Origin of the sequence: Kribbella sp., from assembly GCF_035687465.1 — a bacterium.
Classification (GTDB): Bacteria; Actinomycetota; Actinomycetes; order Propionibacteriales; family Kribbellaceae; genus Kribbella.
Map to the genome: position 1 here is coordinate 1 of NZ_DASRXP010000075.1, position 11,325 is coordinate 11,325.

Genomic DNA, 11,325 nt, shown 5'->3' on the forward strand with positions numbered 1-11,325 from the left:
GACCACACTCGACCAGCTCGTTGACGGCCGGCTCCTGATCAACATCGTTTCCGGCCAGGACAACCTCGCGGCGTACGGCGATGCCGAGGGCGAGCAGGCCCAGCGGTATGCCCGCACCAAGGAGTTCCTCCAGTTGGTGCGCCGACTCTGGACCGAGGAGGACGTCACCTTCACCGGCGACTACTTCTCCGTCACGGGATCCACTGTCGCGACCCGGCCGGTGGTGCGCGAGGGCCGACCGCACCCACGCCTGTACTTCGGTGGCGCGTCCGCCGCCGCTGAACGGGTCGCGGCCACCGATGCCGACGTCCAGCTCTTCTGGGGTGAGCCGCGGGACGGGATCGCCGAGCGGATCGACCGCCTCAAGGGTCTGGAGTCCGAGCTGGGCCGGGAGCACGCGCCGCTCGAGTTCGGGCTGCGGATCACCACGCTGGTTCGCGATACCACCGAGGAGGCCTGGGCCGATGCCGAGGCCAAGGTGGCGAAGATGGCCGAGGGGAACGCTGTCGACAACCGCGACCCGCGACGCTTCAAGGCAGTGGGCCAGCAACGGCTCCTCGAGCTGGCGGAGCGGGGCGACGTCCTCGACGACAACCTCTACACCGCGCCCGGCAAGTACGGCGGTGGCGGCGCCGGCACCACCTGGCTGGTCGGCTCGGCGGAGGACGTGGCCAAGTCCCTGCGCAAGTACCAGGACCTGGGCATCACGCATTTCATCCTGTCCGATACGCCGTACCGGGAGGAGATCGTCCGGGTCGGCGACCAGCTTCTCCCACTGTTGCGCTGATTTGCTCGCGCCTGGCGATAGGTTCGGCCCATGGCGCACTCGGCTGGTGAGACGGTCCCGATCGACGTGGCGCGGCGGATCGCGCTGACTGCGCAGGGGTTCGCGGAGCCACGGCCGGCTGGGCGAGTCGACGTACGGCATCTCCGGCGGATGATCGAACGTCTCGGCGTACTGCAGCTCGATTCGGTGAACGTGTTGTGCCGTTCGCATTATCTGCCGTTGTTTGCTCGGCTCGGGCCTTACGCGCGGACGACGCTGGATCGGATGTGCTGGGGTGCTGATCGGGAGCTGTTCGAGTACTTCTGGGGGCACAAGGCGAGCTTGCTTCCGCTGAGCGGCTACCCGTTGCAGCGTTGGCGAATGCGGGCGGCCGAACGGCAGGACTGGAGTGCCCCGATGGACCCCGCGCTGACGGCGCCGTGGTCGGTCGTCGTCGGTATGCAGCGGTTGAGCGTTGAGCGGCCCGGGTTCGTCGACGAGGTGCTCGCGAGGGTGACCGAAGGTGGGCCGATCACGGCCGGCGAGGCGAGTCCGGACGACCTACGCCGCAAGAAGTCGGACCCCGACCCGGATCCGAGTACCGGGCGGATGTGGAACTGGCAGGACGCCAAGATCGCGATCGAGTACCTGTTCTGCACGGGCCAGGTGACGATCGCGGGCCGGCGAAACTTCGAGCGCCAGTACGACCTCACCGAGCGAGTGCTGCCGGCCGCCGTACTGCGTGGGTCCGAGCCCAGCGCCGAGGAGGCCCGTCGGGAGCTGGTCCGGATCTCCGCCCGCGCGCTCGGTGTCGCCACCGCGCGCGAACTGTGCGGCGCCACCGGCGGCCACTTTCCGTTGCCCGCGGCAATCACCAGGATCGTGATCAGCGAGTTGGTGGACTCCGGGGAGCTGGTTCCGGTGCGCGTCGATGGGGTGCCTCAGCAGAGCTACTTGTGGTCGGAGGCGGAGGATCGGCCGATCCGGGCCCGGGCGTTGCTGTCGCCGTTCGACACGCTGATCTGGAATCGCGATCGCACTCATCGGCTGTTCGACTTCTTCTACCGGATCGGCATCTACACGCCCGCGGCGAAGCGGGTGCACGGGTACTACGTGCTGCCGTTCCTGCTCGGTGACCGGCTGGTCGCCAGGGTCGATCTGAAGGCGGATCGCCGGAACTCCGCCCTGGTCGTTCCGACAGTCACCGCCGAACCCGGCGTACCGGACGGCGAGATCGCCGAACCGCTGGCGGCTGAGCTCGAACTGATGGCCAGTTGGCTGGAGCTCGACGGAGTGCAAGTGACTGCTCACGGCGAGTTTGGCCGTGCCCTGTCCCGAGCGGTCAGCGCCTAGCCACGTGTGACCGCTAGCCGGAGGCCCTGAGTTGCGGCTACCGGGGTGCGCGGGTCCTGCTGCCTTCGATGCCTGTGCGTTATGCCGATGCCATCGTCGAAAGGAGAAGCGAACCGTGCCCTCCGCTTGTCGATCGGCAGCTGAGTGGCTGGAGAGGAAGGACCTTCATGTCATCCAGTGAGGCTGCCGCGTCTGTCAGCACCGCCCGCGCACGGGCGTCCGGTGCGGCCGTCCACGCGGGCCGAGGGCATCGCTGGTGGGCCCTGGCTGTGATCAGCCTCGCCTTTCTGATGGTGGTGCTTGACGCGACCATCGTGAGCATCGCGCTGCCGTCGGCCCAGCAGGCTCTGCACTTCAACAACGATGGCCGTCAATGGATCGTCACCGCCTACTCGCTGGCTTTCGGCAGTCTGCTGCTGCTCGGCGGCCGGCTGGCCGACCTGTTCGGGCGGAAGCGGACGTTCATCGTCGGCGTGGTCGGCTTCGCCGTCGTGTCGGCGATCGGGGGTGCCGCCGTCAATTACACGATGCTGGTGACGGCCCGCGCGGTCCAGGGCGGCTTCGCGGCGCTGCTCGCTCCGACCGCGCTGTCCCTGCTGACCACGACGTTCACCGAGCCGAGGGAGCGGGCCAGGGCGTTCGGCGTGTACGGCGCTGTCGCCGGATCCGGGTCCGCGATCGGCCTGGTGCTCGGTGGAGCGCTCACCGAGTACCTGGACTGGCGGTGGACGCTGTACGTCAACGACATCCTCGCGGTCCTGGTGCTCGTCGGTGCGGTCCTGTTCCTGGACAGTTCGGTGCCGGAACAGCGGCCCAAGCTGGACATCCCCGGTGTGGTGCTGGTCTCGGGCGGGCTGTTCTGCATCGTGTACGGCTTCGCCAACGCCGAGACGCACCCCTGGAGCAGTTGGACGGTCTGGGGCTTCCTCGGCGTCGGCGGCCTGCTGTTGCTGGCGTTCGTCGGCTGGCAGACCCGGGCCAAGCACCCCCTGCTGCCGCTTCGGGTGCTGGACGACCGCGATCGCGGCGCCGCCCTGTTGGCCGCGCTGATCGCGTCGGCCGGGCTGTTCGGCGTCTTTCTCTTCCTCACCTACTACCTGCAGGGAACGCTCCACTACTCGCCGCTCAAGAACGGCGTCGCGTTCCTGCCGATGGTCGGCATGGTGATGGTGATGGCGCAACTGTCCACCAACTTCCTGGTACCGAGGTTCAGCCCGAAGGTGATCGTGCCCATCGGCATGCTCCTGGGCGCGGGCGGCATGGCTCTGCTGACCCGACTGGGACTCCACAGCACCTACCCGCAGCACGTGCTGCCTCCACTACTCCTGATCGGCGCGGGCATCGGTATGACGATGCCCGTGGCGATCAGCCGGGCGACGCTCGGTGTGCGGATGAGCGACCAGGGTGTCGCTTCGGCGACCGCGAACACCGCTCAGCAGATCGGGGGTTCGATCAGTACCGCGCTGCTGAACACCCTGGTCGCGAGCGCCGCGATCCGCTACGTGCAGCAGCACCCGTCCGACCCCCGGGCCGCCGCCGATGCCACCCTGCACAGCTACTCCACCGCCTACTGGTGGGCGGCCGGATTCTTCGTCGTCGGATCCGTCGTCACGGCCCTGCTCTTCCGCCGCAAGCGGGGCTAGCGCAGGTCTTCGGAGAAGGCCTTGGCGGCCTGGGTGAGTGAGGGGACCGCGTGCTCCACCAGGTCCTCGGTCATTCGGCCGGCGGGGCCAGAGATCGACATTGCCAGCCTGGAGGGGGCGTCGGGTACCGCGACGGCTACGCAGCGGACGCCGAGTTCCTGCTCGCCTTCGTCGGTGGCGTAGCCGTCCTGCTGGGCTCTGTGCAGTTGCGCCATGAAAGCGTCGACGTCGGTGATGGTGGTCTGCGTGTGCTTGGGCATACCCGTGCGGCGCAGCAGTTCGCGGACCTCGGGTTCCGGCAGACGCGCGAGGATCGCCTTCCCGACGGCGGTGCAGTGGGGGAGCACCCGGCGTCCGACCTCGGTGAACATCCGCATCGAGTGCCGGGACTGGACCTGCGCGAGATACACGATCTGGTCGCCGTCGAGCATGGCCATGTTGGCCGATTCGCCGAACTCGTCGACCAGTCGGGCCAGATGGGGACGGGCCCAGACGCTCAGCATGTTGGAGGAGCTCTCGCCGAGCCGGATCAGCCGGGGGCCGAGGACGTATTGCCGCGACGGCTCCTGGCGCAAGTAGCCGAGGTCGACGAGCGTGCGGACGAGCCGGTGGATCGTCGGCAGGGGCAGACCCGAGGCCGCCGCCAGCTGGGACAGACCCATCATCCCGCCCGCGTCGGCCATCATCTCGAGCAGTCCGAAGGCCCGCTCGATGGACTGCACGCTGCCGGAGCGGCCCTTACCGCCGTTCGCTTCGGTCACTGCGGGCCTCCCTGCTCAAGTCTTCCGGATCACGGAAGTTTAGCGCCAGATTCCGGAAGACGAGCAGCGTTGCCACTTCCGCAGAGTAGATACTAGTATCCGCATTACGAAATCCCAAGGATCGTAAGGTGGTTCGGTCATGACTGACCTCGACGCCCTCGCCGAAGAGCTGGATCGGCGATTGGCTGATGCCGACGCGGAGTTGGCCGCGCGCTACCCGGGTGATCGTGGCGTCCGGCAACCAGTTCACACCGTCTATGTACCGGCCGACCGGTATCACGCCGGCATGGTCGGCGAGTGGGTGACGGACGCCAAGGCGGTGCTCGACCAGCACGGCCACTCGGCGACGGAGTTGGCCGAGGCGCTCGAGTTGCCACCCGATCAGGCTGTCGAGATCTACGAGCGGCTGCGCGCCAAGCTGGACCGCGAACCGATCGAGGATCTGCGCATCGACTTCGAGGACGGCTACGGGACCAGGCCTGACGAGCAGGAGGATGAGGCCGCGATCGCTGCGGCCCGTTCCCTGGCGGAGACCGTGAAGTCCGCCTCGGCCCCGCCGTACCACGGGCTTCGGATCAAGTCGCTCGAGGCGCCGAGCCGCCGGCGCGGAGTACGGACGCTCGACTTGTTCGTCGGTGAGTTGTCCGATGCCGGAGCGCTGACTGACGGCTTCGTCGTCACGCTCGCAAAGGTCACGTCGGTGGATCAGGTCGAGGCGATGGTGGTCGTACTGGCGGCGATCGAGCGCGTCCATGCGGTGCCCTCGGGGTCGCTGAAGTTCGAGATCCAGATCGAAACGCCCCAGTCGATCCTCGGTCCGGATGGCACCGCGCTCGTGGCTCGGATGATCAGTGCCGGTGCGGGGCGGGTTACCGGTCTGCATTACGGCACTTATGACTACTCGGCCTCGCTCGGAGTCGCAGCGGCGTACCAGAGCATGGAGCACCCGGTCGCCGACCACGCCAAGGACGTCATGCAGTTGGCCGCGGCCGGCACGGGGGTGTTTGTGTCCGATGGCTCCACCAACGTCCTGCCGGTCGGTGATCGCGACGCGGTGCGCGCCGCCTGGCGGCTCCATCAGCGCCTGGTACGACGCTCGCTCGTGCGCGGCATCTACCAGGGGTGGGACATGCATCCGGCACAACTGCCGACCCGTTTCGTCGCGAACTACCTGTTCTATCGCGAGGGTCTGGAGTCCGCGGCCGCTCGGCTGCGCGCCTACGTCAGCGGGGGCGAGTCCGGCTACCTCGACGAACCCGCGACCGCCGCTGCTCTGGCGGGCTATCTGCTGCGCGGACTCGACTGTGGTGCCGCTGAGATGTCAGAGGTCGACAAGCTGATCGGTGTAGACGCCGCCGGACTGGCAAAGCTGGCCCGGCGCCCCCAACCCTTGTGATCATCCGCCCTCTTTTCACCCTGTCGCTGAGACGCGCGTCCATTCGAAGCGTGAAAAGGGGGCGAATGATCAGAGTGGGGGAGTGGTGAGGTGTTTTTGGACGCTTGCGACCTGTGTGGCCAGGGTGGATTCGTCGACGGTGATGACAGTGTCGTGCTCGACGACGGGGCGTCCGTTCACGAGCAGCAACTCCAAGGGCGGCGGCGACCCCAGGACCAGCGCGGCCACCGGGTCGGCGATGCCGGAGTGCGCGAGGGTGTCGAGCCGCCACAGCGCGAGGTCGGCCAGCTTGCCCACCTCCACCGAACCGATCTCGTGCTCGCGACCAAGGATGCGGGCGCCGTCGAGCGTCGCCAGCTCCAACGCAGCCCGTACGCCGAGCGCCTGCGGGCCGCCTCTCGCCCGGGCGAAGAGCAGGGCGTGACGCACCTCTTCGAGCAGGCTGCCCGCTTCGTTGCTGGCGGCACCATCCACGCCGAGGCCGACCGGACAGCCGGCCGCGCGCAGGTCGGCGACGCGCGCGATCCCGGCCCCGAGGCGGGCGTTGGAGCTCGGGCAGTGAGCGACGCCGGTGGCGGTCCGGCCAAGCCGCTTGATCTCCGCATCGTCGAAGTGGATGCCGTGCGCGAACCACACGTCCGGACCGGTCCACCCAAGTTCTTCGGCGTACTCCGAGGGCGTGCAGCCGAACCTCTCCTGACACCAGTCGCCCTCATCCGTGGTCTCAGCCAGATGGGTGTGGAGCCGGACTCCTTTCCGGCGGGCGAGCTCCGCCGACTCGCGCATGAGCTCGCCGGTGACGCTGAACGGCGAACAGGGTGCGACCACGAGCCGCAGCATCGAATCCGGTGCGGGATCGTGCCAGCGGTCGATCGCCGCCTCGGTCGCGGCCAGGATCTCGTCGCGATCCTGGACCACGGAATCCGGCGGCAGCCCACCGTCCTTCTCGCTGAGATCCATCGATCCCCGCGCCGGGTGGAACCGAAGTCCCACCTCGGCGGCGGCACGGATCTCCGCTTCGAGCAGCTCACCGCCCGACCTGGGAAAGACATAGTGGTGATCCGCCGCGGTCGTGCACCCGGTGCGGGCGAGCCGAGCCAACGCGCCCTTTGCCGCGACGTGGACGGACTCTTCGTCGATCCCGGACCAGACCGGGTAGAGCGCGGTCAGCCAGCCGAACAGGGTGGCATCGGCGGCGAGCCCACGAGTCACCCACTGGTAGAGATGCTGATGGGTGTTGACGAAGCCGGGTGTGACGAGACACCCGCGCCCATCGATCACCCGCGCTCCCTCGTACGCCGGCGCGGGCCCGGGGCCGACAGCGACGATGCGGTTGCCAGCAGCAACCACGTGGCCGGTGGTGAGCTCGCGTCGCTCGCCGTCGAGGGTGACGACGGTGGCTCCGTCGATGACGAGCGGCGCGGTGCTCATCGGCCCGCCGCTCAGCAGAAGCCCGGTACGGCGTGCCAGGCGCTTCCCGCATCGCTGGCGTCGTCACGGACCACGGTGGCCTCGATCAGGCCGTACGGACGATCCGCGGCGATGAACACCTCGCCAGGGTTCTCCACACCGAAGGGCGACAGGTCCACCAGGAAGTGGTGCTTGTTGGGCGCCGAGAACTTGATCTCCGCGACCTCGGGGTGCCGCTGGAGCACGGCCTCGCCCATCCCGTACAGCGTCTGCTGGAGCGCGAGGCTGTGGATCTTCGCGAACTGCTCGAGCAGCAGGCCCTTGATCTCGTCGTACGACTTGTCCCAGTCCACGTCGGTGTGGTCATAGCGCCACCGGGCGACCAGCGAGGTGGCGAGAATGCGGTCGTCGGTTTCCGGCAGGGTCGTGTACTTGTCCTTGAGGAAGCCGTGGAACTCCGAGCCGGTGGACTTGAGCACGACCAGGTCGCGGATGCCCGACACGACGTACGCCCTGCGGTCCTCACCCCGGCCCTCGACGTTGACCACCGTCGTCCGGAGTCCGCTGCCGCTGCGGACGAAGGAGTGGTCGTGGCCGGCGCCGTCCACGGAGATCCGCTCCCAGGGGTACTCCTCGATCTCGACCCGGGCGCCGTCGGCCGCGGCGGAGGCTTGCAGGAACTGGTCGCCCAGCGTCAGCGCGAAATCCTCGATCGCGCCGACGCCCTTCTCCTTGGCGAAGGCGAAGGCGGTGTTCTTCTGGCTGTCGGTCGGCAGGACGTCGGACTGGTCGCCGGTCGTGTGCGCGTTCTCGAACCGGCCGCGCAGTGCGGAGGAGACGTTGAGGTCGCGGATCTGATGGCGAGGGGTGTCACGGTAGATGCGCACGACTCGGCTCTCGGCCTTGCCGTACTGGTTGGCTCCCAGGTGGATCGCCATCGGATCAGCTCCCTCGATAGGTGGAAAAGGCGAACGGGCTGAGCAGCAACGGGACGTGGTAATGCCGCTCGTCGGTGATCGTGAAGGTCACGATGACCTCGGGAAAGAAGATGTCCTGGTCGGTCGCTGTCGCGTACGCCGCGACGTCGAACCGGAGTTGGTAGGTGCCGGGCTCGAGTTCGGTGGGTGTCAGCTTGCCGATCCGGCCGTCGTCGTCGGTGCTGCCGGTCGCGATCACGACGGGCTCGCCGTCCTCGAGCCGGGACAGCCGCACTCCGACGTCGCGAGCCGGTCGCCCGAGGCCGGTGTCGAGAACGTGGGTGGTGATGGTGCTCATGCGGGGATCTCCTTGCCGCTTGCAACGAGTTTCGCGAGGCGCAGTACGGCGATCTTGCGCAGCTCGTCCCGTACTACGTGAGCTTCGGCGGCCTCGTCGTTCGTCAGCCGTCGGCGCAGGCTGGTGAGCATCTCTTCGGCCGACAGTCCGGTGGCGCAGATCAGGAAGACCCGGCCGAACCGCTCTTCGTACTCACGATTCCCGGCTGTGAGTGCCGCGCGGATCCCGGGGTCGTCACCGACACCCGCCTGCTCCTTGCGCGACCACGTGGCCTCGGTGCCGTCGCCGTCCGCTCGGTCGCCGATCCGCGGGTGGGCAGCGAGCGCTTGGGCGACCTCGCTGTCGTCAAGGTCTCGCGCAGCCCGGTCGGCGACCTCGGTGACCGCTGCGAGCTCGCCGTACGGTCGGCCGGTGAGGATACGGTCAACCCAGCGCTGGACGTCGCAGCAGGCGGCCAGCATCGGGCGCAGCTGGTCGGGCGGCGTGGAGTTGAATTGCTGGAGGTCCACAGATCACACCTTCGATGAGGATTCGTTCAACAGTTCGCCGTCGATCCAGACGGCGCGGACGTCGGCGGGGGTGCCGAGGGTGAAGACGCGGGCCAGGGTGTCTTCGGCGTCGGCGGCGTGGGTGATGCCGACTGCCAGGGGTGAGCCTTCGGCCGGGCGCAGTAGTTGGGCGTCGAAGCGTTTGCCGACGCTCAGGTCGCCGACGTCGGCGCTCATGCCGAGTGCCTCGGCGCCGGCTGTCGTTGCTAGGTGCAACAAGTGCGCCGCGCTGAGTGGACGCCCGTGATCGCCGAGCAACTGCTGGCAGAAGTAGGCCTGGAGCCCCTCCTTCAGCAGCGAGAATCCCGTGCCAGCGCCGACGTCCGAGCCAAGTGCTACTCGCACGCCGTGGTCGAGATGGCGGCTCAGTGGGAACAGCCCGCTGCCGAGGACGGCGTTGCTCGTCGGGCAATGGGCAACAGTCGCACCGGTCTCCGCGAGCAGCTTGAGCTCGACGTCGGTGGGATGGACGTTGTGGGCGAAGACGCTTCGGTGGTCGACCAGTCCGTGCCGGTCGTAGGTGCCGAGGTAGTCGCTGCCGGCGAAGAGTTCGGCGACGGTGGCGATCTCAGCCTCGTTCTCGTTGAGGTGCGACGTGAACAGTGCGCCCGGGATCTCCTCCAGCGTCGTGTGGCAGGCCGCGAGGAGCTCGTCCGTGCAGGAGAGCGAGAAGCGCGGCGTTACGGCGTACCGGTTGCGTCCGACGCCGTGCCAGCGTTGTGCCAGGGCGAGCGACTCGGTGTGTGCGCGCTCCGGTGTGGTGAGCAGTTCCGGTCGGAGGAACCGGTCACTCACGACCAGCCCGCTGGTGATCCTCAGGCCTACTCGTGAGGCGGCGGTGAAGAGCGTGTCGACCGCGTCGGCATAGTGAGCACCGAAGACCAACGCCGACGTCGTGCCCGCGGCCGCCAGACCACGCACGAACTCGGCGGCGACTCCCGCCGCGTAGTCCACGTCGGCCATCTTGGCTTCCTCCGGCAGCGCGTACTTGTCGAGCCACTCCATCAGAGGCATGCCCATGCCGCCGACCGCCCGGATCTGCGGGAAGTGGACATGCGTGTCCACGAACCCGGGCAGCACCAGCCCACCCGTCAGGTCGACGATCTGCTCGGCCGGATGCGCGCGGCGGAGGTCCGGGTAGGGCCCCCGGGCAGTGATCACGCCGTCCTCGACCAGCAGTGCGGCGTCGGTGTCGACCCGGAGCGTGCCACCGGTGAACGGGTTCTGCGGAGTATCGAGGAACGTGCCTCGGAAGAGGGTCATGCTTTTGCCTCACGGTGAACCGGCGCGGAGTTGCGCTCGGCAACGAACAGTTGGAGCAGCCAGGCCGCGACGCTGACCGCGATCGTGGCCGGCTCCTTGCCAACCACCTCGGGCAGGCCGATCGGCGTGATGATCTTGTCGATCGCCTCGGCCGGGAGGCCGTCGTCGGCGAGTTTGCGGCGGAACCGCGCCCACTTCGCGCTGGACCCGATCAGGCCGATCGTGGCCAATTGGCCGTTGCGCAGCGCCGCATCGCAGAGGGCAGCGTCCTCTGCGTGGTCATGCGTCATCACCAGCGCGTGCGTGCCCGGCGGCAGTTCGCCGAGCACCAGTTCGGGCAGCATCGGGACCTGGTGGACATGGACGTTCGCCACGGCGTCGTCCAGGACGGACAGCCGCTCGGGCACGAGCTGGTCAGGTCGCGAGTCGACCAGGTGGAGTTCCACGTCCTGCCGGGACAGGATCCGGGCGAGCTCGAGACCGACATGGCCCATCCCGAAGATCGCGACGGACGGAACCACCGGCAGCGGTTCGAGCAGCAGCTTCACCTCGCCGCCACAACACTGAACCGCCTGCTGGTACGGCGCTTTGTCCGACAGCGCGAACTCCAGTACTTCGGGTTCCGTAGTACGGGCTGCTAGTAGTGCGTGTGATCGCTCGATCGCGACCGCCTCGAGATTGCCGCCGCCAACTGTGGCCCAGGTTCGGTCGTCGGCGACCACCATCTTGGCGCCGGCCTCTCGGGGGGAGTGCCCGCGGACCGACATCAAGGTGACCAGCACGCCCGGCCGGCGTTGTTCGCGCAGCCGGCTTACCGCTCGCATCCACTCCATGTCGGCCCTCACACTCCACTCAACCTGGCGGGTTCGACGCCATCGAGCTGCCCGTCGAGCTGCATAGTGTCGGGTTG

The 11,325-nt window shown here is 68.2% G+C and carries 11 protein-coding genes; 4 read left to right on the forward strand and 7 right to left on the reverse strand.

The window, feature by feature from the left end; genetic code table 11:
- The 3 genes from VFG33_RS03755 to VFG33_RS03765 all read left to right on the forward strand — a co-directional run.
- Positions 1-787: LLM class flavin-dependent oxidoreductase (locus VFG33_RS03755; protein WP_325022394.1), on the forward strand; the 787-nt coding region annotated here is incomplete at its 5' end.
- 30 nt (positions 788-817) lie between these two features.
- The gene (locus VFG33_RS03760; protein ID WP_325022396.1) at positions 818-2,119 is read left to right on the forward strand and encodes a winged helix-turn-helix domain-containing protein; all 1,302 of its coding nucleotides are present in this window, start codon (positions 818-820) and stop codon (positions 2,117-2,119) included.
- Positions 2,120-2,286: 167 nt separating this feature from the next.
- On the forward strand, positions 2,287-3,762 hold the full coding sequence (locus tag VFG33_RS03765; RefSeq protein WP_325022398.1) for an MFS transporter: 1,476 nt from the start codon (positions 2,287-2,289) through the stop codon (positions 3,760-3,762).
- On the opposite strand, the gene VFG33_RS03770 is transcribed toward VFG33_RS03765, so the two are convergent.
- A complete protein-coding gene (locus tag VFG33_RS03770; RefSeq protein WP_325022400.1) occupies positions 3,759-4,523 on the reverse strand; it encodes an IclR family transcriptional regulator in 765 nt (254 codons plus the stop codon). The genes VFG33_RS03765 and VFG33_RS03770 overlap by 4 nt on opposite strands.
- 139 nt (positions 4,524-4,662) lie before the next feature.
- On the opposite strand from VFG33_RS03770, the gene VFG33_RS03775 reads away from it, so the two are divergent.
- Complete coding sequence (locus tag VFG33_RS03775) at positions 4,663-5,919, forward strand: DUF6986 family protein (RefSeq protein WP_325022402.1); 1,257 nt, start codon at positions 4,663-4,665, stop codon at positions 5,917-5,919.
- 69 nt (positions 5,920-5,988) lie between these two features.
- Here the strand turns inward: VFG33_RS03775 and VFG33_RS03780 are convergent, their stop codons facing one another.
- From VFG33_RS03780 to xdhC, 6 genes are read right to left on the reverse strand one after another with little or no spacing between them, the layout of a single operon-like run.
- On the reverse strand, positions 5,989-7,350 hold the full coding sequence (locus VFG33_RS03780; protein WP_325022403.1) for an 8-oxoguanine deaminase: 1,362 nt from the start codon (positions 7,348-7,350) through the stop codon (positions 5,989-5,991).
- 11 nt (positions 7,351-7,361) lie between these two features.
- Positions 7,362-8,267, reverse strand: a complete 906-nt coding sequence (gene pucL / locus VFG33_RS03785) for a factor-independent urate hydroxylase (protein WP_325022405.1) — start codon at positions 8,265-8,267, stop codon at positions 7,362-7,364.
- Positions 8,268-8,271: 4 nt separating this feature from the next.
- Positions 8,272-8,604, reverse strand: a complete 333-nt coding sequence (gene uraH / locus VFG33_RS03790; protein WP_325022407.1) for a hydroxyisourate hydrolase — start codon at positions 8,602-8,604, stop codon at positions 8,272-8,274.
- Positions 8,601-9,113, reverse strand: a complete 513-nt coding sequence (gene uraD, locus VFG33_RS03795; protein WP_325022409.1) for a 2-oxo-4-hydroxy-4-carboxy-5-ureidoimidazoline decarboxylase — start codon at positions 9,111-9,113, stop codon at positions 8,601-8,603. Before uraD ends, uraH begins: the two co-directional genes overlap by 4 nt.
- A 3-nt stretch (positions 9,114-9,116) precedes the next feature.
- Complete coding sequence (gene guaD, locus VFG33_RS03800; protein ID WP_325022411.1) at positions 9,117-10,415, reverse strand: guanine deaminase; 1,299 nt, start codon at positions 10,413-10,415, stop codon at positions 9,117-9,119.
- Positions 10,412-11,248, reverse strand: a complete 837-nt coding sequence (xdhC, locus tag VFG33_RS03805; protein WP_325022413.1) for a xanthine dehydrogenase accessory protein XdhC — start codon at positions 11,246-11,248, stop codon at positions 10,412-10,414. The genes guaD and xdhC overlap by 4 nt, the downstream gene beginning before the upstream one ends.
- Positions 11,249-11,325 lie beyond the last annotated feature (77 nt).

Excerpts from the sequence above, each read along its gene's own strand:
- VFG33_RS03760 (WP_325022396.1), top strand. The coding sequence starts at position 818 with ATGGCGCACTCGGCTGGTGAGACGGTCCCGATCGACGTGGCGCGGCGG.
- VFG33_RS03765 (WP_325022398.1), top strand. The coding sequence starts at position 2,287 with ATGTCATCCAGTGAGGCTGCCGCGTCTGTCAGCACCGCCCGCGCACGG.
- VFG33_RS03775 (WP_325022402.1), top strand. The coding sequence starts at position 4,663 with ATGACTGACCTCGACGCCCTCGCCGAAGAGCTGGATCGGCGATTGGCT.
- VFG33_RS03780 (WP_325022403.1), bottom strand. The coding sequence starts at position 7,350 with ATGAGCACCGCGCCGCTCGTCATCGACGGAGCCACCGTCGTCACCCTC.
- pucL (WP_325022405.1), bottom strand. The coding sequence starts at position 8,267 with ATGGCGATCCACCTGGGAGCCAACCAGTACGGCAAGGCCGAGAGCCGA.
- uraH (WP_325022407.1), bottom strand. The coding sequence starts at position 8,604 with ATGAGCACCATCACCACCCACGTTCTCGACACCGGCCTCGGGCGACCG.
- guaD (WP_325022411.1), bottom strand. The coding sequence starts at position 10,415 with ATGACCCTCTTCCGAGGCACGTTCCTCGATACTCCGCAGAACCCGTTC.
- xdhC (WP_325022413.1), bottom strand. The coding sequence starts at position 11,248 with ATGGAGTGGATGCGAGCGGTAAGCCGGCTGCGCGAACAACGCCGGCCG.